The 24,631-nt window shown below is 70.5% G+C and carries 23 protein-coding genes; 7 read left to right on the top strand and 16 right to left on the bottom strand.

The window, feature by feature from the left end; all coding sequences use genetic code 11:
- Positions 1-86 precede the first annotated feature (86 nt).
- The gene (locus tag Q8W67_RS04805) at positions 87-1,211 is read left to right on the top strand and encodes a mechanosensitive ion channel domain-containing protein (RefSeq protein ID WP_305541516.1); all 1,125 of its coding nucleotides are present in this window, start codon (positions 87-89) and stop codon (positions 1,209-1,211) included.
- Between the two features lie 9 nt (positions 1,212-1,220).
- Here the strand turns inward: Q8W67_RS04805 and rlmN are convergent, their stop codons facing one another.
- The 7 genes from rlmN to recQ form a co-directional block, all read right to left on the bottom strand.
- Positions 1,221-2,495, bottom strand: a complete 1,275-nt coding sequence (gene rlmN / locus Q8W67_RS04800) for a 23S rRNA (adenine(2503)-C(2))-methyltransferase RlmN (protein ID WP_305541513.1) — start codon at positions 2,493-2,495, stop codon at positions 1,221-1,223.
- A gap of 181 nt (positions 2,496-2,676) precedes the next feature.
- Positions 2,677-3,015 carry a Grx4 family monothiol glutaredoxin gene (gene grxD, locus Q8W67_RS04795; protein ID WP_305541510.1) on the bottom strand — a complete coding sequence of 113 codons (339 nt, stop codon included), beginning with the start codon at positions 3,013-3,015 and terminating at the stop codon, positions 2,677-2,679.
- A gap of 28 nt (positions 3,016-3,043) precedes the next feature.
- The gene (locus tag Q8W67_RS04790) at positions 3,044-3,550 is read right to left on the bottom strand and encodes a DUF29 family protein (protein ID WP_305541507.1); all 507 of its coding nucleotides are present in this window, start codon (positions 3,548-3,550) and stop codon (positions 3,044-3,046) included.
- 24 nt (positions 3,551-3,574) lie between these two features.
- A complete protein-coding gene (locus tag Q8W67_RS04785) occupies positions 3,575-3,811 on the bottom strand; it encodes a BolA family protein (protein WP_243939718.1) in 237 nt (78 codons plus the stop codon).
- A gap of 26 nt (positions 3,812-3,837) precedes the next feature.
- Complete coding sequence (gene purL / locus Q8W67_RS04780) at positions 3,838-6,063, bottom strand: phosphoribosylformylglycinamidine synthase subunit PurL (protein ID WP_305541500.1); 2,226 nt, start codon at positions 6,061-6,063, stop codon at positions 3,838-3,840.
- Between the two features lie 423 nt (positions 6,064-6,486).
- Positions 6,487-7,650: a hydrolase gene (locus Q8W67_RS04775; RefSeq protein ID WP_305541497.1), complete on the bottom strand. Its 1,164-nt coding sequence runs from the start codon at positions 7,648-7,650 to the stop codon at positions 6,487-6,489.
- A 190-nt stretch (positions 7,651-7,840) separates the two neighbouring features.
- Entirely contained in the window at positions 7,841-9,682 is a 1,842-nt protein-coding gene (gene recQ / locus Q8W67_RS04770) for a DNA helicase RecQ (RefSeq protein ID WP_305541493.1), read from the bottom strand.
- An 83-nt stretch (positions 9,683-9,765) separates the two neighbouring features.
- Between recQ and Q8W67_RS04765 the strand changes: the two genes are divergently transcribed.
- Together Q8W67_RS04765 and Q8W67_RS04760 are read left to right on the top strand one after the other, a co-directional pair.
- Positions 9,766-10,005, top strand: a complete 240-nt coding sequence (locus tag Q8W67_RS04765) for a type II toxin-antitoxin system VapB family antitoxin (RefSeq protein ID WP_305541490.1) — start codon at positions 9,766-9,768, stop codon at positions 10,003-10,005.
- A complete protein-coding gene (locus tag Q8W67_RS04760) occupies positions 10,005-10,406 on the top strand; it encodes a type II toxin-antitoxin system VapC family toxin (protein WP_305541487.1) in 402 nt (133 codons plus the stop codon). Before Q8W67_RS04765 ends, Q8W67_RS04760 begins: the two co-directional genes overlap by 1 nt.
- Positions 10,407-10,409: 3 nt before the next feature.
- Here Q8W67_RS04760 and denD read toward each other — a convergent pair whose 3' ends face one another.
- The 5 genes from denD to Q8W67_RS04735 form a co-directional block, all read right to left on the bottom strand.
- Positions 10,410-11,387 carry a D-erythronate dehydrogenase gene (gene denD, locus Q8W67_RS04755; protein ID WP_305541484.1) on the bottom strand — a complete coding sequence of 326 codons (978 nt, stop codon included), beginning with the start codon at positions 11,385-11,387 and terminating at the stop codon, positions 10,410-10,412.
- A 31-nt stretch (positions 11,388-11,418) separates the two neighbouring features.
- Positions 11,419-12,693, bottom strand: coding sequence for a 3-oxo-tetronate kinase (otnK, locus tag Q8W67_RS04750; RefSeq protein WP_305541481.1), 1,275 nt, complete (start codon positions 12,691-12,693; stop codon positions 11,419-11,421).
- On the bottom strand, positions 12,690-13,472 hold the full coding sequence (gene otnI / locus Q8W67_RS04745) for a 2-oxo-tetronate isomerase (protein WP_305541478.1): 783 nt from the start codon (positions 13,470-13,472) through the stop codon (positions 12,690-12,692). The genes otnK and otnI overlap by 4 nt, the downstream gene beginning before the upstream one ends.
- A 14-nt stretch (positions 13,473-13,486) precedes the next feature.
- Complete coding sequence (gene ltnD, locus Q8W67_RS04740) at positions 13,487-14,401, bottom strand: L-threonate dehydrogenase (RefSeq protein ID WP_305541476.1); 915 nt, start codon at positions 14,399-14,401, stop codon at positions 13,487-13,489.
- 97 nt (positions 14,402-14,498) lie between these two features.
- Positions 14,499-15,821: an MFS transporter gene (locus Q8W67_RS04735; RefSeq protein WP_305541473.1), complete on the bottom strand. Its 1,323-nt coding sequence runs from the start codon at positions 15,819-15,821 to the stop codon at positions 14,499-14,501.
- Positions 15,822-16,173: 352 nt separating this feature from the next.
- Between Q8W67_RS04735 and Q8W67_RS04730 the strand changes: the two genes are divergently transcribed.
- Together Q8W67_RS04730 and Q8W67_RS04725 are read left to right on the top strand one after the other, a co-directional pair.
- Positions 16,174-17,181 carry a LacI family DNA-binding transcriptional regulator gene (locus Q8W67_RS04730; protein WP_305541470.1) on the top strand — a complete coding sequence of 336 codons (1,008 nt, stop codon included), beginning with the start codon at positions 16,174-16,176 and terminating at the stop codon, positions 17,179-17,181.
- Positions 17,178-17,858 carry an aldolase gene (locus Q8W67_RS04725; protein ID WP_305541467.1) on the top strand — a complete coding sequence of 227 codons (681 nt, stop codon included), beginning with the start codon at positions 17,178-17,180 and terminating at the stop codon, positions 17,856-17,858. The genes Q8W67_RS04730 and Q8W67_RS04725 overlap by 4 nt, the downstream gene beginning before the upstream one ends.
- Before the next feature lie 130 nt (positions 17,859-17,988).
- Here the strand turns inward: Q8W67_RS04725 and glyS are convergent, their stop codons facing one another.
- The 3 genes from glyS to Q8W67_RS04710 all read right to left on the bottom strand — a co-directional run bounded on the left by glyS (position 17,989) and on the right by Q8W67_RS04710 (position 21,575).
- The gene (gene glyS, locus Q8W67_RS04720) at positions 17,989-20,088 is read right to left on the bottom strand and encodes a glycine--tRNA ligase subunit beta (protein WP_305541464.1); all 2,100 of its coding nucleotides are present in this window, start codon (positions 20,086-20,088) and stop codon (positions 17,989-17,991) included.
- A gap of 63 nt (positions 20,089-20,151) precedes the next feature.
- Entirely contained in the window at positions 20,152-20,595 is a 444-nt protein-coding gene (locus Q8W67_RS04715) for a DUF3828 domain-containing protein (RefSeq protein WP_305541461.1), read from the bottom strand.
- 68 nt (positions 20,596-20,663) lie between these two features.
- Positions 20,664-21,575: a glycine--tRNA ligase subunit alpha gene (locus Q8W67_RS04710; RefSeq protein ID WP_305541848.1), complete on the bottom strand. Its 912-nt coding sequence runs from the start codon at positions 21,573-21,575 to the stop codon at positions 20,664-20,666.
- Between the two features lie 193 nt (positions 21,576-21,768).
- Between Q8W67_RS04710 and Q8W67_RS04705 the strand changes: the two genes are divergently transcribed.
- Together Q8W67_RS04705 and Q8W67_RS04700 are read left to right on the top strand one after the other, a co-directional pair.
- Positions 21,769-22,227, top strand: a complete 459-nt coding sequence (locus tag Q8W67_RS04705; protein ID WP_305541459.1) for a GNAT family N-acetyltransferase — start codon at positions 21,769-21,771, stop codon at positions 22,225-22,227.
- Between the two features lie 144 nt (positions 22,228-22,371).
- Positions 22,372-22,650: a hypothetical protein gene (locus Q8W67_RS04700; RefSeq protein ID WP_305541456.1), complete on the top strand. Its 279-nt coding sequence runs from the start codon at positions 22,372-22,374 to the stop codon at positions 22,648-22,650.
- A gap of 284 nt (positions 22,651-22,934) precedes the next feature.
- Here the strand turns inward: Q8W67_RS04700 and Q8W67_RS04695 are convergent, their stop codons facing one another.
- Complete coding sequence (locus Q8W67_RS04695) at positions 22,935-24,545, bottom strand: Na+/H+ antiporter (RefSeq protein WP_305541453.1); 1,611 nt, start codon at positions 24,543-24,545, stop codon at positions 22,935-22,937.
- Positions 24,546-24,631 lie beyond the last annotated feature (86 nt).

Raw genomic sequence — 24,631 nt, 5'->3', positions numbered from 1 at the left:
GGCGTGGACATGGTGCGATGCGGAACCGCTCCGGTCGTCATCCCATTCCCACAGGTCCCGTTCGGAACCCGTGGAGGTGATGCCCGATGCCGGACCTGAATGCCCTGACCGGCCGTGCCGCCTCCGTGCTGGCCTACCTGCCGTGGTGGGCCGAGAGCCTGATCCTGATTGCCGCCTGCTGCGCCGTGGTGATGCCCCTGCACGGGGTGGTCTACCGGGCGATGAAGCGGGCCGTGGCGGGCAAGAGCCTGTTCTGGCGCTCGCTCGTGTCGCGCACCCACGGTCCGAGCCGGCTGGGCCTGATCGTCGTGGCGATCAGCCTCGCCTCGACCACGGTGCACCTGTCCTGGGAGGTGCGGATCGCCCTCAACCAGATCCTGCTGGTCGCCTTCGTGACCCTGACCGGCTGGTGCTGCGCCACCGCGCTCCACATCGCCACGGTGATCTACCTGCGCCGGTTCAAGCTCGACGCCGAGGACAACCTGCTGGCGCGCAAGCACTTCACCCAGATGCGCATCCTGGAGCGCGCCGCCGTGACCCTGGTGGCGCTCATCACCGTCTCGGTGGCGCTGATGACCTTCGAGCCGGTGCGCCAATACGGGGTGAGCCTTCTGGCGTCGGCGGGCGCCGCGGGCCTGATCCTGGGCCTCGCGATGCAGCCGGTCCTGTCGAACCTCGTGGCCGGCATCCAGATCGCCATCACCCAGCCGATCCGGATCGAGGATGCGATCATCGTCGAGAACGAGTGGGGCTGGGTCGAGGAGATCACCGCCACCTACGTGGTGGTGCGCCTCTGGGATTGGCGCAGGCTGGTGCTGCCGCTGACCTACTTCATCCAGAAGCCATTCCAGAATTGGACCCGCGACGGGGCCTCGCTGATCGGCAGCGTCTTCCTCTACGTCGACCACCGGGCCCCGGTGGCGCGAATGCGGGAGAAACTCTCCGAGATCGCCGCCGCCACGCCCCTGTGGGACGGCAGGGTGGTGAACCTCCAGGTCTCGGACGCCAAGGAAGCGACCATCGAGATCCGGATGCTGGTGAGCGCCCGCAACGCGCCGCAGGCCTGGGACCTGCGCTGCGCCGTGCGCGAGGCGATGATCACGTGGCTCCAGGCCAATCACCCGGAGGCCCTGCCGCGGCACCGCTCGGAATGGGTCGGGGCCGAGGAGCAGCCCCTGCGCCGTGCGGAGGGGCGCCGGATCGCAGCGTGAGGGGGTACCTCAGTCGTCGATGCCGGCGTAGAACCCCTCGGCGCCGATGCCCTCTTCCTGCATCATCCGGGCCCGGGCGCGCAGCTTCTCGGTCTCGCTCTTGAGCTGGCCGCAGGCCGCCAGGATGTCCCGGCCCCGGGGGGTTCGCACCGGCGAGGCGTAGCCGGCATTGAACACGATCTCGGAGAAGCGCTCGATCCGGTCCCAGTCCGAGCATTCATAGCGGCTGCCGGGCCAGGGGTTGAACGGGATCAGGTTGATCTTGGCCGGAATGCCCTTGAGCAGGCGGACCAGCTCGCGCGCATCCGCGTCCGAATCGTTGACACCCTTCAGCATCACGTACTCGAATGTGATCCGGCGCGCGTTGCTCAGCCCCGGGTAATTGCGGCACGCCTCGAGCAGCTGGGCGATCGGGTATTTGCGGTTGAGCGGCACCAGCTCGTCGCGCAGCGCGTCGCGCACGGCGTGGAGCGAGATCGCCAGCATGGCATTGGCCGCCTCGCCGAGCCGTGGGATCTGCGGGACCACCCCGGAGGTCGAGACCGTGATCCGCCGCCGGGAGAGGCCGAGCCCTTCCTGGTCCGACATCACGCACACAGCGTCGATCACGGCGTCGAGATTGTACAGGGGCTCGCCCATGCCCATGAACACGATGTTGGTCACAAGCCGGCCGGGCTCGCCGGCCCCGGAGGCATCGCGGCTCGGCATCTGGCCGGGCCAGTCGCCCAGCTCGTCGCGTGCGACCACGAGCTGCTGCACGATCTCGGCGGCCGAGAGGTTGCGCACGAGGCGCTGCGTGCCGGTGTGGCAGAACGAGCAGGTGAGGGTGCAGCCGACCTGGCTCGACACGCAGAGCGTGCCCCGGTCCGGGCCCGGGATGTAGACGCACTCGATCTCGGCGCCGCGATTGTGCTCCTGAGGGTTGGTCGGCGCCATGCGCAACAGCCACTTGCGGGTGCCGTCGCGCGACACCTGCCGGCTGGCGACCTCGGGCCGCTCCAGGGTGAAGTGCTGCGCGAGCTCCGCCTTCAACCCCTTGCCGACATTGGTCATCTCGGCGAAATCGGTCGCCCCGCGAAAATTGACCCAGTGCCAGATCTGGCCCGCCCGCATCCGGCTCTCGCGCTCGGGCACGCCCATGCCGATGAGCTGCGCCTTGAGCGCGTCGCGGGTGAGCCCGACCAGCGACGGGGGCCGGCCAGGCAACAGCGCAGGCTGGAAATCGGGCGCCTTCTCGATCGCGGGTTCGGCCGCGCGGGCGCTGTCGAGCGACGGCGTCGCCATGATGATCGGTCTATCCATAGCTGTGGAACGATTCCGATATAGGCGATCGCGCCGGCGAACGCGAATGCGCCCCGCCCACGGCTGTCCCGACGGGGCGCGATGGCCATTGCTATGCGGGCCTGACCCAGCACGAAAAAGGGCGCCCGCGGGCGCCCTGATCCGTCCGGCGGAATCCCAAAAATCAGGCGGCGGCGGTCTTCACCGGCACGCCCTTCTCGGCGAGGAAGGTCTGCAGCTCGCCCGACTGGAACATCTCCCGGGTGATGTCGCAGCCGCCGACGAACTCGCCCTTCACGTAGACCTGCGGGATAGTCGGCCAGTTCGAGAACGCCTTGATGCCCTCGCGAATGCCCTGGTCGGCCAGCACGTTCACGCCCTTGAACGGCACGCCGAGGTAGTTGAGGATCTGCACCACCTGGCCCGAGAAGCCGCATTGCGGCATCGAGGGCGTGCCCTTCATGAACACCACCACGTCCTGGGAGGCGATCTCGTTCTGGATGGTCGTGTTGGCGTCGGTCATCGGGTCGATCCTTGTTCGATAGCGTGATTTAGGTGTGACCGGGGTCGGAATTCAACACCGTGGCGAGACGCTCCAGCGCCGCGTCCATGTCAAAGCCGGGCGCCGTCATCTCCTCGGGTGTGAACGGCATGCGGTCCGGCAATCCACCGAGCAGCGTGTCACCGAACATCTTCAAGGAGGAATCCGAAATCTTCTTGGCTGACGCCCATAGCTCGATCCAATCGATGCGCTGTCTCATCGACCGCCGGTAATTGCGCCGCGCGGAGGCTTGGAAAACGAGCACTTCCTTTCGCCAGGATATCGTCGATTGTGCCCCAGGCGCCGAGGCATATTTGAGGACGTGGATCAGAAGTTGGAGGAAGGCGCTCTCGACCCGCTCGATATCGGCCCGGCCCACACTCTCGATCTCTTCGATCACGTTCTCCCAGTCGATCGCATTCGACAGATCGCTGCGGGCGGCGAGCGCGCGCATCGCGGCCGCCTGCTCCTCGGCCCAGGTGACGATGTCGTCGTCGTAGAGACTCGGTCGGTCCATCGGGAGGACTCTCGCGGACGGGCGCTAATCCTGCGGGACGCCCGTGGTCAGCGCAAGGGCGTGCAGCACGCCGCCCATCCGGCCCTGGAGCGCGCCGTAGACCATCTGATGCTGGGCGACCCGGGTCTTGCCCTTGAAGGCAGCGGACAGGACGGTCGCCGCGTAATGGTCGCCGTCCCCGGCGAGGTCGCGGATCTCCACGGTCGCGTCGGGCAGCGCCTCGCGGATCATGCGCTCGATCTCGCCCGCATCCATCGGCATCGGAAAACTCCTAGGGCGTAAGGGGTTCAGGCGGCCGGAGCGGCCGGCTGGCTCGCCATGTAGGCGGGTAGCCAGCCCTCATGCGCCGCGCTCAGCTCGGACAGCGATATGGTCTCGCCGCCCGGCAGGGTCAAACGGTCGGAGCCGGTGACGCCGACAACGGCCGCGTCGATGCCCTGGGCCGAGGCACTGTAAAGGAGGTCGGAGGCCGCCTCCGGATCGACCGCCAGCAGGTAGCGGCCCTGGTCCTCGCCGAACAGATAGGCGTGCGGGGCCAAGTCCACCGGCACTTCCGGCAGGGCCGCGCCGATACCGCCCGCCATCGCCATATCGGCCAGCGCCACGGCGAGGCCGCCATCCGACAGGTCGTGGACGGTGTCGACCGTGCCGGAGGCGATCAGCCCGCGCACGAAATCGCCGTTGCGACGCTCGATCGAAAGATCCACCGGCGGCGGCGCGCCCTCTTCCCGGCCCTCGATCACCGCGAGATAGGCCGACTGGCCGAGCCAGCCCTCGCCCGAGCCCACCAGCACCAGCACGTCGCCCTCGCGCTTGAGCGCGAGGGTGGCGTGGCGCTCCACGTCGTCGAGCACGCCGACGCCGCCGATGGTCGGGGTCGGCAGGATGCCGACGCCGTTGGTCTCGTTGTAGAGGGAGACGTTGCCCGATACGACCGGGAAGTCGAGGGCCCGGCAGGCCTCACCGATTCCCTGGAGGCAACCCACGAGCTGGCCCATGACCTCGGGCTTCTCCGGGTTGCCGAAGTTCAGGTTGTCGGTGATGGCCAGCGGCTTCGCCCCCACCGCGGTGATGTTGCGCCAAGCCTCGGCCACCGCCTGCCGGCCGCCCTCGACCGGGTCGGCTTCGCAGTAGCGCGGGGTCACGTCGCAGGTCAGCGCCAGCGCCTTCGGCCCGTCCTCGACCCGCACGATCGCGGCATCGCCGCCGGGTTTCTGCACGGTGTTGCCGAGGATGAAGTGGTCGTACTGCTCCCAGACCCAGCGCTTGGAGGCGAGGTCGGGCGAGCTCACGAGCCGCTTGAGCGCGTCGGTCAGCGAGGCCGGCGCCGGCACCGCGGAGGCCGGGATCACCGGCAGGTGCGTGTTGGCAAGGTGCGGCCGGTCGTAGAGCGGGGCCTCGTCGCCGAGTTCCTTGATCGGCAGGTCGGCCACGGTCTCCCCGTGCCACTTGATGACGAAGCGGAGCGTGTCGGTGGTGCGGCCGATGACGGCGAAGTCCAGGCCCCACTTCACGAAGATGGCTTCCGCCTCCGCCTCCATGCCGGGCTTGAGCACCATGAGCATCCGCTCCTGGCTTTCGGAGAGCATCATCTCGTAGGGGGTCATGCCGGCCTCGCGGGCCGGCACCTTCTCGATGTCGAGCTCGACGCCGAGGTCGCCCTTGGCACCCATCTCGACGGCCGAGCAGGTGAGACCCGCCGCGCCCATGTCCTGGATGGCGATGACGGCGCCGGACGCCATCAGCTCCAGGCAGGCCTCCAGCAGCAGCTTCTCGGCGAAGGGGTCGCCGACCTGCACGGTCGGGCGCTTCGACTCGGAGGCCTCGTCGAACTCGGCGGACGCCATGGTGGCGCCGTGGATGCCGTCGCGGCCGGTCTTGGAGCCGAGATAGACGATCGGGTTCCCGACCCCGGTGGCCGCCGCGTAGAAGATCGCGTCGGTGCGGGCGAGCCCCACCGCCATGGCGTTGACCAGGATGTTGCCGTCGTAGCGGCGATGGAACCCGGTCAGGCCGCCGACCGTGGGCACGCCGAAGGAATTGCCGTAGCCGCCGACCCCCGCCACCACCCCCGAGACCAAGCCGCGGGTGCGCGGGTGGTCGGGGGAGCCGAAGCGCAGGGCGTTGAGCGCCGCGATCGGCCTGGCGCCCATGGTGAACACGTCCCGGAGGATGCCGCCGACGCCGGTGGCCGCGCCCTGGTAGGGCTCGATGTAGCTCGGGTGGTTGTGGCTCTCCATCTTGAAGACGCAGGCCAGCCCGTCGCCGATATCGATGACGCCGGCATTCTCGCCCGGGCCCTGGATCACCCAGGGTGCCGAGGTCGGCAACCCGCGCAGATGCTTGCGCGACGACTTGTACGAGCAGTGCTCGTTCCACATCGCCGAGACGATGCCGAGTTCGGTCAGCGTCGGGTCGCGCCCGATCAGGCCGCGGAAGCGTTCGTATTCCTCCGGCGTCAGACCGTGCTGGGCCACGAGCTCGGGGGTGATCGGAACGTCGTTGCGGAACATGCGAAGGGTCTCAGCAGAGAGCGGCCCGTCCCGGGAGACGACGGCCGCGGCGAACCCGAACCGGGTTGAGATCTCAAGCAGCCCCGGCTCTAAAGCGGAAGCGCCCGCGCTGGCAACATCCGCGGGGTGCGGGGCAGCCCGGAGGGGCCGCAGGCAAGGGTCGATGTCCGCAATCGCGCGGTTCCCCGGTGCCGGTTATTCCGTGATGATCCGGACATCGATCTGGGCAACGGCGGAAGCCGGTTTCCAGAGGGCGTGAGCCCCTAGGCAGGGTTCGGGACTGCATCGCGAGGTGCACAGTCCCCCCTGCCGCAGGACTCCGCCCCGCGCCGGTAAAAGGTCCAGGACCTTACGAAGCCATGGTGCTCAATGATCGATCGAACGCTGCGTACTATTTTACAGTCCGGCGCCCAATAACACGGTCTAAAACTCTGATTCGCTGGGTGATCCCGGGGGCAGCCTGTCCTGCCGGCAGCGCGTCACGAGGACGTGCACCGGCTCCGGCCCGGTGACCAGGTCGAGATAATCGAACCCGCTGTCGCCCTGGCTCGCCATGAGCAGCTGGAAGTGCATCTGGAACAGGTTCCACTGGCGCCGTCTCACGTCGTCGCCCGTGATCAGGTCGCGTATCATCACCCTGAGCACGGACGGGCGGCCGGGGTCGGTCGGGGTGAGTCCGCAGGCGGCGAGCGGGTTGCCCCGGTGGATCGACAGCCAGTCCCAGGGCGCGCGCACGTCGAGCCAGGGGATCTGCGCCGCCCGCCCGAAGCGCAGGAGCCTGTCGCGAAAGCTCTCGGCGGCCGGGTCGAGGCCGAGCCAGGGGATGACGCTGCCGATGCTCACGAACGAGACCGGCGTGCCGCGGCTGCCGAAGCCGGGATCCTGGGCGAGCACCCGGTCCAGCACCTCGATGCCGAGAAAGCTCGACGAGGAATGGCCGACCACCACGACCTCGTCGGCCTCTCCCTCGGCCGTGCGGATGCGCTCCGCGAAGGCGTCGAGGCGGGGGCCCATCTCAGGGGCCTCACCCGCCGCGTAGGCATGCGTGAAGGCGGTGTCGTCCACGAGGTGGGGGACGTAGAGCGGCTTGCCGCGGGTCGCCCGCATCAGCCCGGCGAGGATCGCGTAGGCCAACGGCGGCACCGCCAGCAAGGTCCAGGGCCGAAGCACGGCCGGCGCCAGGGCGGCGAGGCTCCCCGCCACGGCGAGGCTGAAGAGCGCGAGCGCAAGATAGATGGCGTGGACGCCGAAGATCACCGTGGAGAAGCGCCGCCCCTCCCGGCGCAGGTCAGCCATGTAGCCCGACCGCCAGAGCCGCCAAAGCAGCGCCGGGACGCCCCTGAGCCGCGCCCAGTCGGCTTGCGGGAAGCGGGCGCGCACGATGTCCTCCCAACGCAGGAGGACATAGCGGGTGGAGACCTCACGCGAATGCACCGTCCAGGCGAGGTCGAGTCCGTCCGCCGAGCGGACCGGCGTGCCGACCGCGATCGCGGTGCCGCGGCGCGCGGCGGTGAGCCGGGCCTCGCGGCGGAACAGGCCCCAGTAGGTCTCGGGATCGCGCGGGTCGAACCCCGGCAGATAGAACACGATGCGGGAGGTCAGCGTCCGCGATACGTTCCGGACCGGTTCCCCTGCGGTGTCCTCTGGGCTTTCCTGGGCCGGTGCGCCGGCGACGGAGGCGGGTGTCGAAATGATGGATCCGATCGGTTCGGGTGGGCGGCTTGCCTACACGAACCTGCCTGACACGCCGAGGAAAAATTCGCCGGACCCGCCGCGCTCAGGCGGCCGGGGGCTGGGCCAGGAACTCGGAAATCGCCGTCACGAATCGCTCGCCGTAGGCCTCGCGCTTGCGCTCGCCGACGCCGTGGACCGTCCGCAGGGCCCAGAGATCGACGGGCTTCTGGCGGGCCATCTCGATCAGCGTCCGGTCTGGGAACACCATGAAGGCCGCGATGCCCTCGGCCCGGGCGAGGGTGGCGCGCAGGCCCCGGAGGTGCTGGAACAGGGCCTCGTCCGTCTCGGAGAGCACGATCTCCCCATCCTCGCGCGGTGCGGTGCGGCGGCGCTCGCGCGAGTCCGCCTTCGGCTCCGCATCGGGACGGAGCTGGACCGTCTCCCGTCCGAACAGGATCGCCTCGCCCTTCTCGGTCATCGAGAGGCCGCCATAGCCGTCGGCGTTCTCGGCGATCGCCCCGGCCGCAAAGAGCTGGCGCAGGATCGCCCGCCACGCCGAGACCGGCTTGTCGGCGCCGACCCCGAAGGTCTTGAGGCTCGCATGCCCGTTCCGGCGGACCTGGTCGCTCTCCTTGCCGTAGACCACGTCGCAGATGTACGCGGCGCCGAAGCGCTGGCCGGTGCGCACGATCGCCGAGAGGATCTTCTGCGCCGCCACAGTCCCGTCCACCAGGGTGACGCCGCCGCGGCAGAGGTCGCACCGCCCGCAGGGCTCGCTCGCCTCGCCGAAATAGCCGAGCAGCGACTGGCGCCGGCAGGTGGCGCCCTCGCACAGGGTAATCATCGCCTCGAGCTTGCGCCGCTCCACCCGGCGGCGCTCGTCGGAGATCTCCTTCTCGTCGATCTGGCGGCGGCGCAGCGCCATGTCGTCGAGGCCGTAGAGGGTGAGCGTGTCGGCCGGCAGCCCGTCGCGGCCGGCGCGGCCGATCTCCTGGTAGTAGCCCTCGACGTTGTTGGGCATGTCGGCGTGGCAGACGAAGCGCACGTCGGGCTTGTTGATGCCCATGCCGAACGCCACGGTCGCGGTCATCACCACCCCGTCCTCCTGGAGGAACCGGTCCTGGTTGCGCATCCGCGTCCCCTGGTCGAGGCCGGCATGGTAGGGCAGGGCGTCGAACCCGTCCTTCCGGAGGGTCTCGGCGAGCTGCTCGGTGCGCTTGCGCGAGGAGCAGTAGATGATCCCGCTCTCCGCACGGCGGTGCTTCAGGAAGCGCTCGATCTGGCGGGCCGGGTTGTCCTTGGGCTGGAACGTCAGGCGGATGTTCGGCCGATCGAAGGAATGGACGAAGATCTTCGGGGGCCGCCCCTGCGGGAACAGGCGCTCGGCGATCTCGGCGCGGGTCGCGGCATCCGCCGTCGCGGTCAGCGCCAGGGTCTGGACGTTGCCGAGCGCCGTCCGGGCGCGGGCGATCTCCCGGTATTCGGGCCGGAAATCGTGGCCCCATTGCGAGACGCAATGCGCCTCGTCCACAGCCAGGCGCCGGACCCCGGCCCCGCGCAGGGCCTCGATGCACCCGTCCATCAGAAGGCGCTCGGGGGAGACGAACAGCAAGCGTAGCTCTCCGGACCGCAGGCTGCGCCAGGTCTCGCGCGACTCCGACTCCGTCACGGTGGAGTTGAGGGTGGCGGCCTCGACGCCGACGCTGCGCATCTGCTGCACTTGGTCGTGCATCAGGGCGATCAGAGGCGATACCACCACGGTCAGCCCTGGATCGACCAGGGCCGGGAGCTGGTAGGTCATGGACTTGCCCGAGCCCGTGGGCATCACGGCGAACACGTCGGCGCCGTCCAGCACCGCGCCGATCACCTCGTCCTGCCCGGGCCGGAAATCCTCGTAGCCGAACGTCTTCTTCAGCGCGGCGCGGGCCTCGTCGAGGCGGGTCATCGGGATCCTTGTTCGGGGTACGCGCCGCGCTTGCGGCCCGGGTGTGTAGACACTAACCTCCCTGCGTCTACACGGAGGCTGCCATGCCGCTCAACATCCGCAGCGAAGAGGTGAATCAGCTCGCCGAGAAGCTGGCATCGCGGGCGGGCGTGAGCAAGACCGAGGCGGTGCGACTCGCGCTCTCGAACGAGCTGGAGCGCCAGAACCGCGAGAGCGATGCGTTCATGGAGCGAATCAAGCAGATCCAGGACGCGCTCGCCGCCTATCCGAAGACTGGTCTCGCGGCGGACAAGGCGTTTTACGACAGCCTGAACGACGAGTGATGTTTATCGACGCTTCGGCCATCGTTGCGATCCTGGTCCGGGAGCCGGGGCACAGGAGGCTGCTCGATCGACTCCGTGAATCACCCGTGCGGTTGACGAGCGGTTTGGCCATCTACGAGGCGGTGCTTGCCATCGCTCGCATTCAGAAGATCGAGCCGAACATCGCCCAAGCCGTCGTGGACAGCTTCTTCGACGCGACGAGCCTCACGCTGGTCCCGATCACCGGCACTGAGGGACGGCTCGCGACGGCGGCCCATGCCCGTTTCGGAAAAGGCCGCCACCCCGCCCGGCTGAACCTCGGCGATTGCTTCGCCTATGCCTGCGCGCAGGCCCACGGCGTGCCGCTGCTGTTCGTCGGCGACGATTTTCCGCAGACCGACATCCGTCCCGCCTTGGGCTAAGCCTCAACCGCCGTGGAATTCTGCCACGTGCTGGGCCACGATGGCGTCGAAGGAGTCGTCCGCCCGGAAGCCCAGGGCCAGGGCCGCCTCCGGCTCGAACGCCTCCGGCCAGGAGCCGACGATCCGCGCGATGGTGGCGTCGGGCGCGCGCCGGATCAGCGCCACGGCTTTGTCGCCGGCCGCGCGGCGCAGGGCCTCGATCTCCTCGGCCACCGTCGCCGAGACGCCCGGCATGGTCAGGCTGATCCGCGGGCCGATCGCCGCGAGGTCGAGCCCGGCGGCGTGGACGAGGAAGCCCACCGCCGCGGCGGGGCTGGCGAACCAGTGCCGCACCGTGTCGGGCACCGGCAGGATGGCCTCCTGGCCGGCGAGCGGCTCGCGGATGATCCCGGAGAAGAAGCCCGAGGCCGCCTTGTTGGGCTTGCCCGGCCGCACGCAGATGGTCGGCAGGCGCAGGCCGATCCCGTCGAGGAAGCCGCGCCGCGCGTAGTCGGCGAGCATCAGCTCGCCCATCGCCTTCTGGACCCCGTACGAGGAGGCGGGGCGCAGGATGTGGTCGTCCGGGATGACCTTGGGGAAGGGCGGCCCGAACACGGCGAGCGAGGAGGTGAAGATCAGCTTCGGCCGGTAGCCGTCCGCCGCGTTGGCATGCCGGATCGCGTCGAGCAGCAGCCGCGTGCCGTCGAGATTGACCCGGTAGCCGAGCTCCAGGTTGGCCTCGGCCTCGCCCGAGACCACCGCGGCGAGGTGGAAAATCACCTCCGGTCGCTCGGCGATAGCGGCCTCGGCGGCACCGGGGGCGGTCAGATCCGCGGCCTCGGCCCGAACAGGGCCGGAGAACGCCTCCGGCGCCGCCGGGGGCACCACGTCGAGGAGGGTGAGGGCGGTGAGTGGCTGCCCGCCGACTCGGCCATCGGGCACCAGGGCTTCGACGAGGCGGCGGCCGATCATGCCGGCGGCGCCGAGAATCAGGGCGTGCATGGGAGATCTCTTCGTCCAGTGGTGTGCCGAGTCAGGCCATCATGTCCAGGGCGCGCCCGAAGAAGTCCGGGCCGCCGAAATTGCCGGATTTCAGGGCGAGCAGCATCGGCTCGTCCCGGCCGGCGGTGCGCAGGACCGGGACGCCCGCGGCGATCTCGGGGCCGAGCAGGAAGGCCCGGAGACCGAGCCGGTCGACCACGGCGCCCGAGGTCTCGCCCCCGGCGACCACGAGCCGGCGGACGCCGCGGGCGACGAGCCCTTCCGCGATGGCGGCAAGGGCCGCCTCGATGGCGTGGCCGGCCGCGTCGACCCCGTGGGCGGCCTGGAGCGCCCGCACCGCCTCGGGGGGCGCCGAGGAGGCGATCAGCACCGGGCCGGTGGCCAGTCGCGCCTCCGCGAAGGCCAGGGCCTCGGCCACCACGTCGACGCCCGAGAGCAGCCGCGCCGGGTCGAGGCGCAGCACCGGCATCAGCGCCTCCGCGGCGGCGACCTGCTGGAGCGTCGCCTGCGAGCAGCTGCCGGCGAGGCAGGCCGCAGCCCCGCCGACCGGCTCGCCGACCGCCGCGCCGGCGGCGTCGCGGGTCCCGCGCCCGGCGGCGACGAGCGCCCGGGCAAGGCCGAGCCCGAGCCCCGAGGCCCCCACGGAGAATTTCCGGTCGATGATCGCCCGCCCCAGCACTTCGAGGTCGCTGTCGAAGATCGCGTCCGCGATGGCGGCCTGCTTGCCCTCGGCCGCGAGGGCGTCGAGCCGGGCCGCCACAGCCTCGGCGCCGCGGGCGACCGTGGCGGTGTCGACGAGCCCGACCGCGCCCGCGCTCTGGCGCCCGAGCACCCGAACGAGGTTGGCGTCGCGCATGGGGTTGAGCGGGTGGTCCTTGAGCGGGCTCTCGTTCAGCGGCACCGAGCCGACGAACAGGTTGCCCTGGTAGACGCTCCGTCCCGTCTCCGGGAAGGCCGGGGTGACCAGCGCGATGGCCTCGCCCGCATCCGCCCGCAGGGCGTCCATGACAGGGCCGATATTGCCCGCCTCCGTCGAATCGAAGGTCGAGCAGATCTTGAACATCACGTGGGCCGCGCCCCGGGCCCGCAGCCAGGCTTCCGCCTCGCGGGACCGCGCCACGGCCTGTTCGGCCGGGATCGAGCGGCTCTTGAGCGCCACCACCACCGCGTCCGCCTCCGGCAGGGCGCGGTCATCCTCCGGCACCCCGATGGTCTGGATCGTGCGCAGCCCCGCCTTGGTCAGGGTGTTGGCGAGGTCCGAGGCGCCCGTGTAGTCGTCGGCGACGCATCCCAGCGCGAGGCTCATCGGGCGCTCCCCTTGTAGGCGGCGAGCCAGCCGAGGCCCGCGACCGTGTCGGCGGCCGGGATGTACTCGCAGCCGACGAATCCGGCGTAGCCGAGCCGGTCCAGCTCGTCGAACAGGAAGGCGTCGTTCATCTCGCCGGTGCCGGGCTCGTGCCGCTCGGGCACGCTCGCGGTCTGGACATGGCCGACGATCGGCATCAGCGCCCGCAGCCGCATGGTCACGTCGCCGTGCAGGATCTGGCAATGGTAGAGGTCGAACTGCAGCTTCAGGTTCGGCAGCGCCAGTTCGCGGATGAGGTCCGCGGCCCGGCCGAAATCGTTCAGGAAGTAGCCCGGCATGTTGCGGGTGTTGATCGGCTCGAGCACGAGGTCGAGGCCGGCGGATGCGAGGCGCTCCGCCGTCCAGGCGACCGCACGGCGGTAGGCCTCCGCGGCGCGCGCGTCGTTCGCCTCGGCGAGCCCGGCCATCAGGTGGAGCCGAGCGACGCCCGTCGCCTCGGCGTAGCGCAGCGCCGTGTCGATGCCGGCCTTCAGCTCGTCGAAGCGCTCGGGCAAGGCCGCCAAGCCGCGCTCACCCTTGGCGAAATCCCCCGGCGGGAGGTTGAACAGCGCCTGGGTCAGACCATTGGCCCGGAGCCGCTCGCGGATGGCGTCCGCCGGATGCTCGTAGGGGAACAGGAACTCGACGGCGTCGAACCCGGCGCGGGCCGCCGCGTCGAAGCGGTCGAGGAACGGCACCTCGTTGAACATCAGGCTGAGATTGGCGGCAAAGCGCGGCATTGGTTTGGAGCTCCCTACGCCTGACCGGGAAGCTTGGTGCCCGAGACCTGCGCGTACAAACGGGCCACGGAGGCGTCGTCGTCCCGGCCCATGCCGGCGCCCGACGCCATCAGGAACATCTGCAGCGCCGCCGCAGCCACAGGCACCGGGTACTTCTCCGCCCGGGCCATGTCCTGCACGATGCCGAGATCCTTGACGAAGATGTCGACCGCGCTCTTCGGGGCGTAATCGGCGTCGAGGATGTGGGGGACCCGGTTCTCGAACATCCAGGAATTGCCCGCCGACTTGGTGATCACCTCGTAGACCCGGCGCAGGTCGAGGCCCTGCTTGGCGGCGAAGCTCATCGCCTCGCAGGCGGCGGCGATGTGCACCCCGGCCAGCAGCTGGTTGATCATCTTGAAGGCCGCGCCCTGGCCGGCTTCGTCGCCCAGTTCGTAGAGGGTGCCGGCCATGGCATCGAGCGCGGGCCGGGCCTTCGCGAACGCCGCCGGCGAGCCCGAGGCCAGGAAGGTCAGGCCGCCTTCCGCCGCGCGGGCGGCGCCGCCGCTCATCGGGGCGTCGAGATAGTGGCGGCCGGTCGCCTCCAGCCGGGAAGCCAGCGCCCGGGCGACGGCCGGATCCATGGTCGCCGAGGAGACGAACACGGCGCCCTCCGGCATTGCCCCGGCGGCCCCGTCCGGACCGAACAGCACCGCCTCGGTCTGTGCGGCGTTGACGACGACGCTCACCACCACGTCGGCGCCCGCGGCGGCCTCAGCCGGGGTCTCGGCGCCACAGCCCCCGGCGGCCGCGAAGCGCGCCACCGCGTCCGGGTTCACGTCGCAGGCGGCGACGGCAAAACCCGCCCGCAGCAGCGAGCCGGCCATGCCGGAGCCCATGGAGCCCAGGCCGATCACCGCGGCGCGGAGTGTCTGCGTGTCGGTGGTCATCGGGGGAAGGTCCTTTGATCCTGGGAAGGGACGGCGGATGCGGCCTCCTCGGGAGCGCCGCGCTCTCCTCCCCACCGTGGGGAGGAGACGGTGCTCGTCAGCGGTTGACCATCCTGGCCGGGGTCACGAACACGCAGACCGCGCCGACCACCAGCATGACGGCGAGCGCGTACATGCCGGCGGCGGTGCTGCCGGTGGCGTCGCGCAGCGCGCCGATCACGTAGGGGCTGGCAAAGCCCGCAAGGTTCCCCACCGAGTTGATCAGCGCGATGCCGGCCGCCGCGCCCGCGCCGCTCAGGAAGGCGGTGGGCAGCGACCAGAACAGAGGCGAGCAGGTCAGCACGCCGGCGGCCGCCACCGAGAGCGCCGCCACGGCGATCGTCGTCGAGCCCGCACTGGCCGAGACCACGAAGCCGACGGCGCCCAGCAGGGCCGGGATGATGAGGTGCCAGCGGCGCTCGCGCATCCGGTCGGCGCTGAGGCCGAGCAGGACCATCACGATGGCGGCGGACAGGAACGGGATCGCGCTGATCAGGCCGATGTTGAGGTTGCCCTGCACCCCGGACGCCTTGACGATCGTCGGCAGCCAGAAGGTCAATCCGTACTGGCCGGTGACGAAGGCGAAGTAGATCAGGCTCATGAACCACACGCGGCCATTGCGGAACACGGTCGCGATGGAGTGGGGGCTCGATTCCTTGCCGTGGTTGTCGGCCGCGATGTCGCGCTCGAGGACCTGCTTCTCCGCCTCGCTCAGCCACTTCGCCTCGGCCGGGCGGTTGTCGAGGTAGAGGAACACGGCCACACCGATCAGAACCGCCGGCACCGCCTCGATCAGGAACATCCACTGCCAGCCGGACAGGCCGTGGGCGCCGTTGAACCCGTCCATGATCAAGCCGGAAAGCGGGTTGCCGAAGATGCCCGAGATCGGAATCGCCGCCATGAACACCGCGATGACCTTGGCCCGGCGATGGGCCGGGAACCACTGCGTCGTGTAGAGGATCACCCCCGGGTAGAACCCGGCCTCGGCGAGGCCGAGCAGGAAGCGCATTCCGTAGAAGGTCGCCTCCGAGTTCACGAACATGAAGGCGCCGGAGATCACCCCCCAGGTGATCATGATCCGCGCGATCCAGATCCGGGCGCCGACCCGGTGCAGGATCACGTTCGAGGGAACCTCGAACAGGAAGTAGCCCAGAAAGAAAATGCCGGCGCCGAGCCCGTAGACCGTCTCGGAGAACTTCAGCTCCTGCGACATCTGCAGCTTGGCGAAGCCGACATTCACCCTGTCGAGATAGGCGACCACGTAGCAGAGCATCAGGAACGGCACGAGGCGCCAGAACACCTTCGCGTAGGTCCGGTCGACGAAGGACTTTTCGTCCGCGGATTCGGCGGCGCTCCCCAGCGGGGCGGCTTGGGCCGGCATGGGCGTTCTCCCTCGCCCGTACGATCCGAAAGACGGGCGGATAGTGGTCTTCACCGCTCGTGTGGCGGCGCTGGCGCGGAGCCATAGCGACTTTTGGCAGCGCTGCCAATCCGGTTGTGCGGAATAATGCAGGCCGCTATGTCGGGGGGATGAAGCCTCCGAGAGCGAGACTTGCATCCCATACAACCCCCTCGTCCTGAGGCGTGGCAAAGCCGCCTCGCAGGCGGGCTCCAGGAAGCGCGCGACCACCGGCGGCTCCTTCGAGGCCCGATGGCGCGGGCACCTCGGTGAGGGCGTGGATGGGAGGCGCGGGGGCCTCGAAAAAGAAAACCGCGCCGGGAGAAGCGGGGCCATGGACGCATTTCAGCCGCCGGGGCGGCTCGTGACGCTCACCGACGTCGCCCGGGCGGCGGGGGTCGGCGAGAGCACGGTCTCGCGGGTCCTGCGCAACCACGGCTCCTATTCGAAGCGCGCCGGGGAGCGGGTCGCGGAGGCCGTGGCCCGGCTCGGCTACGTGCCGAACCGCCTCGCCGGGAGCCTCGCGGGACAGGGGGCGAGCGCGCAGCTCGCCGGGATCGTGATCCCGTCGCTCGCCAACGTGGTCTTCCCCGACCTGCTGCGCGGGCTGACCACCGCCCTCGACGCCGAGGGCGTCCAGTGCGTGATCGGGGTCAGCGACTACGACCCCGACCGGGAGGAGGCTCTGGTGGCCGCCTTACTGTCGTGGCGCCCGGCCGCGCTCCTGCTCACCGGGCTGGAGCACAATCCCGGCACCATCGCGTTGGCGCGGGCCGGGGGCGTGCGCGTGGTCGAGATGATCGACACGGACGGGGCGGGGATCGACGCCGTGGTCGGCTTCTCCAACCGGGCCGTGGGGGCGGCGAGCGCCCGGCACCTCCTGGCCCGGGGCTACCGCCGCATCGCCTATCTGGGCCACGACCTCCAGGTCGACCTGCGCGCGGCCAAGCGGCTCGCCGGGTTCGAATCCGCCCTGGCGGAGGCCGGGCTGGCGCTCCACGGGCGGGAGATCCGGTCCGGCCCATCCTCGCCAGCCTCCGGGCGGGCGGGCCTGGAGGCGCTGCTGGCGCGCCATCCCGACCTCGACGCGGTCTATTTCTCCAACGACGACATGGCGCTGGGCGGCTATTTCGCCTGCCTGTCGGCGGGCTTGGCCGTACCGGGGCGGCTCGCGCTGTTCGGCTTCAACGGGCTCGATATCGCGGCGGCGATGCCCCAGCCCCTGTCGACGGTGCGCACGCCGCGCCTGGAGATCGGCCGGCAGGCCGCCGCCTGCCTGTCCGGCGAAGGTCCGACAACAATCGATCTCGGGTTCGAGCTGATCGAGGGAGCCACCGCATGAGCGACGAGAGCCGGCTGCGCGAGGAGATCTGCCGCTACGGCCGCTCGCTGTTCGAGCGCGGCCTGACGCCGGGCTCGTCCGGCAACATCTCGCTGCGCCTGCCCGACGGCGGCTGGCTGGTGACGCCGACCAACGCGTCGCTCGGTTTCCTGGACCCGGCCCGGATCTCCCGGCTCGACGGTACGGGGCGCCTCGTCTCGGGGGACAAGCCCACGAAGGAGATCCCGCTGCATGCGGCGCTCTACGAGAGCCGGAGCGGCGCGAAGGCCATCGTCCACCTGCACTCGACCCACGCGGTGGCGGTGTCGATGCTGCCGGAGATCGACCCGCGGCAGGTCCTGCCGCCGCTGACGCCCTACTACCTGATGCGCACCGGCGGCACGGCGCTCGTGCCCTATCACCGCCCCGGCGACCCCGCGGTGGCGGACGCGATCCGGGGGCTCGCCGGCCGGTACAGCTCGGTGCTGCTCGCCAATCACGGCCCGGTGGTGGCCGGGGACAGCCTGGAGGGGGCGGTCTTCGCCACGGAGGAGCTGGAGGAGACCGCCAAGCTTTACTTGCTCCTGCGCAACCTCAACCCGCGGCAGCTCAGCCCGGGGCAGGTGGCCGACCTCGTGAGCCATTTCGGGCTGACCCTGCCCGAGCCGGACGAGCATGCGGGGCACGACCACGGGTGAGGGGGGCACTTCCGCTCAGGCTGGCGGATTCGCGCGTGGGGTTTCGGATGGCCCGCACCGCGACCGCACGCCCAGTCCAGAGATGACGCGCCCCATCCCTCGCCCTGTGCGGGGGAGGGAGATGCATCTCTCATCCCTCGATCTTCGAGAACTCCGCCACTTCCCGCGTCGCGGCGCGGAGCGCGTTGAGCAGCAGCAGGCGGTTCTCGCGCAGCTTCGGGTCGGGCGCGTTGACGGTCACGTCCTGGAAGAAGGCGTCCACCGGCGCGCGGAGCGTCGAGAGCGCCTGCATAGCGCCGGCGAAATCCTCCCGGGCGACCGCCGCCGAGGCCGTCTCCCGCGCCTCGGCCAAGGCCGTCGCGAGCGCCTGCTCGGCCGGCTCGCCCGCGGCGGCCAGCGCCGCTTCGGGCGCGGCATCGTAGGCGCGGCCGTCCTTCTTCTCCTCGATGCGCAGGATGTTGGCCGCGCGCTTGTAGCCCGCGAGCAGGTTCTTCCCGTCTTCCGTATCGAGGAATTTGCCCAAGGCCTCGACCCGGCGCAGGACCATCAGCAGGTCGTCCTGGCCGGGCAGGGCGAAGACGGCATCGATCAGATCGTGCCGGGCGCCCTGGTCGCGGAGGTAGACCTTCAGGCGGTCGGCGAAGAAGGCGAGGAGGTCCGCCGGATCCGCGCCGGCCCGCGCCGCGAGGCCGCGATCCGCCGCGCCGATCTGGTCCAGCAGGCGCAGACGCAGGGACCGGTCGAGGATGAGCCGGATCACCCCCAAAGCCGCCCGCCGCAGCGCATACGGATCCTTGCTCCCCGTCGGCTTCTCATCGATCGCCCAGAACCCCACCAGCGTGTCGAGCTTGTCGGCGAGCGCCACGGCGATGGAGACCGGATCGCTCGGCACCCGGTCGGAGGGACCGACCGGCTTATAATGCTCCTCGATGGCCGCGCAGACGCTCGGGTGCTCGCCCTGGAGAGCCGCATACTTACGGCCCATCACCCCCTGGAGCTCCGGAAACTCGCCGACCATCTCGGTGACGAGATCGGCCTTGGCGAGGCGGGCGGCGCGCTCGGCCAGGCCTGCATCGGCGCCGACCAGCGGCGCCAGCTCCTTGGCCAGCGCGGCGATGCGGGCGATCCGCTCGCCCTGCGTCCCAAGCTTCTCGTGGAAGACGATGCTGTCGAGCTTGGGCAGACGGTCTTCCAGGCGGATCGCCTTGTCGGTCTCCCAGAAGAATTTTGCGTCGGACAGGCGCGCGCGGACCACCCGCTCGTTGCCGGCGGTGATCGCCAGCCCGCCGTCCGATGCCAAAAGATTCGAGACCAGGATGAAGGCCGGGGCCAGATCCTCCGAGCCGCCCTTGCGCAGGACGAAGCACTTCTGGTTCGCCCGGATGGTCGCCCGGATCGCCTCGGCGGGGATGTCGAGGAAGGATTCGTCGAAGGAGCCCAGGAGCACCACCGGCCATTCCACGAGGCCGGCCACCTCCTCCAGCAGCCCCTCGTCCTCCACGAGGTCGAGGCCGCGCGCGAAGGCGAGGTCACGGGCGTCGTGCAGGATCACGTCCTTGCGCCGGTCCGCGTCGAGGATGACCTTTCCGCGCTCCAGGGCCTGGATGTAGTCGTCGAACCGGCGCACCTCGATCGGCTCGGGCGCCAGGAAGCGGTGGCCGTAGGTCACGGTGCCGGCCGCGATGCCGCCCACCGAGAACGGCACGACCTCGGGGGTCTCGGTCTCGGGCCCGAAGGTCGCGACGATCGATTGCAGCGGGCGCACCCAGCGCAAGGCGCCGGGCTGGGCCGAGGCCGCGCCCCAGCGCATCGCCTTCGGCCACGGGAAGGTCCGGATGATCTCGGGCAGGAGTTCGGCCAGCACGTCCAGCGTCTCGCGGCCGGGGCGCTCGATCACCGCGAGGTAGAACGCGCCCTTCTTCGGGTCGGTGATGGTCTGGGCCTGGTCCAGGCTCGCGAGGCCGGCACCCTTCAGGAAGCCCTGGACCGCCGCCTCGGGAGCCCCGACCCGCGGGCCGCGGCGCTCCTCCCGCACCGCCTCGCCCCGGGCGGGCAGGCCGGCGACGTGCAGCGCCAGCCGGCGCGGCGTGGAGAACGCCTTGGCGCCCTCGTACAGGAAGCCGCGCTCGACGAGGGCGTCGGTGACGAGCTTCTTGAGATCCTCCGCGGCGCGCCGCTGCATGCGGGCGGGGATCTCTTCCGAGCGGAGTTCGAGCAGGAGGTCGGGCATGGCGCGGCCATATCGCCGCGCCGCAACCCTGTCGAGGGTGGAGAGGCCGGGTCCCGACTCTCCTCAGTGCGCTTCGCCCTTCAGGATGGTCGAGAGCTGCCACTTGCGATCGCCGATCGCGTGGGCGTCCGACACCCGCCAGCTGCCGTCCTCGCGCACGAGGTCGTAGACGATGGACTTCGAGCCGTCCCCGCCCTTGCGCTCCACCGTGACCTTCGCCTGGTCCTGCCCCTCTGTGGCTTCCTTGAAGGTCAGGCTCTTCACGGTGTCGGGCTTCAGGGGCTCGCCGTTGAGGCGGTAGTCGAAGTCGAGGTTGCCGGTGGCGCCGTTGGCCTGCTTGGCGTCGGCGTCGAACAGCCCCTGGAGGCGCTTCGTGTAGACGGCGGAGTGATTCGGGTGCGGCTCGGCGTAGAGCTTCTTGACCACCGCCTCGGGGCCGGGATCGGCCGCCAGCGCGGGCGCGAGGCCGAGCAGGAGGACACCGAAGGCGAAGACGGTCTTTTTCATTACAGGATTCCCGCGTCTGCGGACGCGCCGGAGCGCGCCGGTTGGCGGGGGTTGCAACGCGCGAGGGCTCAAGGGGCTCCGCCGGCCGCCGTCCTGAGCCACGCCGCGCCGCAGGCCTTGGCCAGTTCCCGCACCCGCAGGATGTAGCTCTGGCGCTCGGTGACCGAGATCACCCCGCGCGCGTCGAGCAGGTTGAAGACGTGGCTCGCCTTGATGCACTGGTCGTAGGCCGGCTGCGCCATCCGGTGGCGCTCGCCCTCCGCGGCGGGCGCACCGGCGTCGAGGTAGGAGCGGCAGGCGGCCTCCGCGTCGGTGAACTGACGGAACAGCATCGCGGTATCGGCGGACTCGAAGTTGTGGCGGGAATATTCCTGCTCCGCCTGCAGGAACACGTCGCCGTAGGTGATCCGGTCCGCACCCTCGGCGCCGTTGAAGTCGAGGTCGTAGACGTTCTCGACGCCCTGCACGTACATGGCGAGCCGCTCCAACCCGTAGGTCAGCTCCCCCGCCACGGGGGCGCATTCGAACCCGGCCACCTGCTGGAAATAGGTGAACTGGCTGACCTCCATCCCGTCGCACCAGCATTCCCAACCGAGGCCCCAGGCGCCGAGTGTCGGGCTTTCCCAATCATCCTCGACGAAGCGGATGTCGTGGAGCTTCAGGTCGACCCCGATGGCATCGAGCGAGGCGAGGTAGAGTTCCTGCAGGTTCGGCGGGTTCGGCTTCAGGATCACCTGGAACTGGTAATAGTGCTGGAGCCGGTTGGGGTTCTCGCCGTATCGGCCGTCCTTGGGCCGGCGCGAGGGCTGGACGTAGGCGGCCTTCCAGGGCTTCGGGCCCAGCGCCCGCAGGGTGGTGGCCGGATGGAAGGTGCCGGCGCCGACCTCCATGTCGTAGGGCTGGAGGATCACGCAGCCCTGCGCCGCCCAGAATTCCTGCAGCGTCAGGATCAGCCCCTGGAACGATTTCTTTTGGGACATGGGTGTCGGAGGCTCGGCATCGCGCGGCCGGTCGGGCCGCAGGCGGGCCGGTTTAGTGCGCGCGCCGCCGAAGGGGAAGCCGAACGCGATCGGGAAAGGCTCCGCGCCGCCGGGAAGCCGCGGGAGCGCGAGCCCGGCTTGCACGCGCGGGTCGGCGATGGTGACGTGCGACCCAAGGGGCACGGAGCGAATCGTGGATATCGGGACGGACCCCATCGCGATCCGGGCGATCGGCCCGGAGGACCGGGCGGCGTGGCTGCCGCTCTGGCGGGGCTATCAGGCCTTCTACCGGGTCGATTTGTCCGAGGCGGTCACGGACTGCACCTGGGGGCGCCTCAACGATCCGGGCGAGCCGGTCGACGGCGCCCTGGCGTGGCGGGGGGCCGCGGCGGTCGGGCTCGTCCATCACATCCGCCACCGCTCGGCCTGGACGATCGGTGATTACTGCTACCTCCAGGACCTGTTCGTGGCGGACGGCGCCCGCGGGGCGGGGATCGGGCGCCGGCTCATCGCGCATGTCTGCGAGGCCGCGAAGGCCGCCGGTTGCTCCCGCGTCCACTGGCTGACGCACGAGACGAATACCGACGCGATGCTGCTCTACGACCGCGTCGCCGAGAAATCGGGCTTCGTGCAGTACCGCAAGATCTTCTGAACCTCCCCGTCGCGCGTGTGGCGGAGCACGCAAGCGCGGCCGTTTTCGCGCGATACACGGAACCGCCGAGCTGACGGCCAAGTTAATCGGCACAACAGGGGATAGCGGCACCTCAGCGCTGCCGAACACGACGGAAGACCAGTCATGCGTAACGCTCGCATCGTAAACGACTTCGGCCGCAAGAACATCGCCGTCCTCGCCGCGCTCGCCGTCTCGGCCATGGTCGCCACGCCGTTCGTGATGAGCGCCAGCCGCGCTCTGGCCACCCCGGAGGAGCAGGCGGTCACGACGACCCTGCGGGTCGAACCGGTGGAGGTCGCCCCCGTGGCGGCCGCCCCCAAGGCGGCGGAATCATGCCTGCGCAAGGTGCGTGTGGTCTACAGCGGCTACGGCACCCCGGCGGCGGGCTGCGCCGCCCACTGATCGGAGACTCCGGCGGCGCTCCGGGGCCGGAGCGCTACGGCCGATCGCGCCGCAAGCGCGATCCGCTCCGAGTTCAGGGTTCAGATTTGTATGTCCAATTTCGCCCCTGATCCCGAGGTCCTGCGCGGCAGCCTCGAGGGACGCTTCCGGGGATCGCCGAGATGTTCGGAGGACGCCTTCGCGGCGTCCGCTTCGCGAACGCGCTTCGGGCTGATGGAGAGATCTGGATATCCACCTGACGTCACCGTCATTCGACGGAGAACGCCTTTGAGAACGGCGACCCGTCAGGCCGCACCGTACGCGGAGGCGTGGCCGGCCAAGCGCTTCAAGTGGAGTTCCTCGAGGTCGATCTCGCCCTCCAGCGCCCGCAGCACCGAGCTGTGGATGCGGTTCTCCCGGTGCAGGCCGATCAGCGCCGACCGGCCGGACCGCACCGCCAGGAGCGCGGCCGCGAAGTGCTCGGTCCGCTCGGCATCCATGGCGCTACGCTCGTCACGCACGCGGGACGTGGCCCGCACCCGGCGGCGATACTCCTCCACGAGGCGCGGGTGCTGCAGCGCGCCGGATTCGGCCACCACCAGCCGCTCCAGGGCGGCGAGCCCCGCCTCGTTCATCACCACGCGTGCCATCGCGGCATCGAGATGGCCCTCGGGCAGGCTCTGGTCGGGCTCGAGCCGGAGCCGGCGGATCAGCGGGCCCAGCGTGGTTCCCTGGACCAGGACGGTGAACAGGATCACCGCGAAGGCCGCCACCAGGATCGCGTCGCGGCCGGGGAAATCGACCGGCAGCGCCAGCGCGGCGGCGAGCGTCACCACCCCGCGCATGCCGGCCCAGCCGATGATCAGCGGTACCCGCGGGTCCGGACGGGGCTCATGCGCCCGCACCCGGGCCGACAGGACCTGCCGCAGGTAAACGGCGGGGAACACCCAGAGCAGCCGGGCGACCACGCAGGCCACGGTGACGGTGAGCGCCAGCGGCAGCCCCGTCGCGAGTGCGTCGAAATCGCCACCGGTCCGGGCCAGCACGCCGCGCAGGGCCAGCCCGATCAGCACGAAGACCAGCGCCTCCAGCACGAAGACGACGAATTCCCACACCGCCACGGCGTGGCGGCGGACATGGGCGTCGAAGGTCTCGTGCTCCTGCCCGCCCATCATCAGGCCGCAGGCCACGACTGCGAGCACGCCGGAGGCGTGGACCTCCTCGGCGGCGAGGTAGGCGACGTAGGAGGCCAGGAAGCTCAGCACCGTGGCGGCGTTGGCGTCGTGCAGCCGGCGCACCAGGGCGTTCACGGCGAGGCCGCAGGCGAGCCCGACCGCGACGCCCGCCACCGCCAGCCACGCGAAGCTGCCCGCCGCCGCCCAGGCGCTGAAGCTGCCGGTCAGCGCCGCCGCCACGGCGAACCGGTAGAGCACGAGGCCGGACGCGTCGTTGACGAGACTCTCGCCCTCCAGGACCGTGACCATCCGGCGAGGCAGGGCGACGCGGGCCAGCACCGCCTTGGCGGCCACCGCGTCCGGCGGCGAGACGATGGCGCCCAGCGCGAAGCACGCGGCCCAGGGCAGGGCGGGCACCACCGCGTGGGCGACGAGCCCGACCACCAGGGTCGTGAACAGCACCGCCCCGAGCGACAGCGAGAGGATCGGGCCCAGGCTCGCCCGGAAGTCGCGCCAGACGGTGAAGTAGGCCGATTCGAGCAGCAGCGGCGGCAGGAACAGGACCATGATCAGGTCCGGATCGAGATCGAAGGCCGGCAGGCCCGGCGCCACCGCCAGCGCCATGCCACCGAGCACCAGGGCGGCGGCGGGCGGGAACCCGAGCCGCCCGGCCGCCAGCGAGAGCAGCAGGGCCGCGCCCAAAAGGGCGAGGATCAACTCGAACAGGGCGACGGGCGTCATCGGGGCGGATACATCGGGTCGGTCGGCACGGGACGCGCGGGCGGCGCGCGAGCGCGGCCCTTCTAGAACAGCCGACCGCATCGCGG

It is taken from the genome of Methylobacterium sp. NEAU K (genome assembly GCF_030700285.1).
In the GTDB taxonomy this organism is placed as follows: domain Bacteria; phylum Pseudomonadota; class Alphaproteobacteria; order Rhizobiales; family Beijerinckiaceae; genus Methylobacterium.
This window is presented reverse-complemented; position numbering and strand designations above follow the sequence as displayed.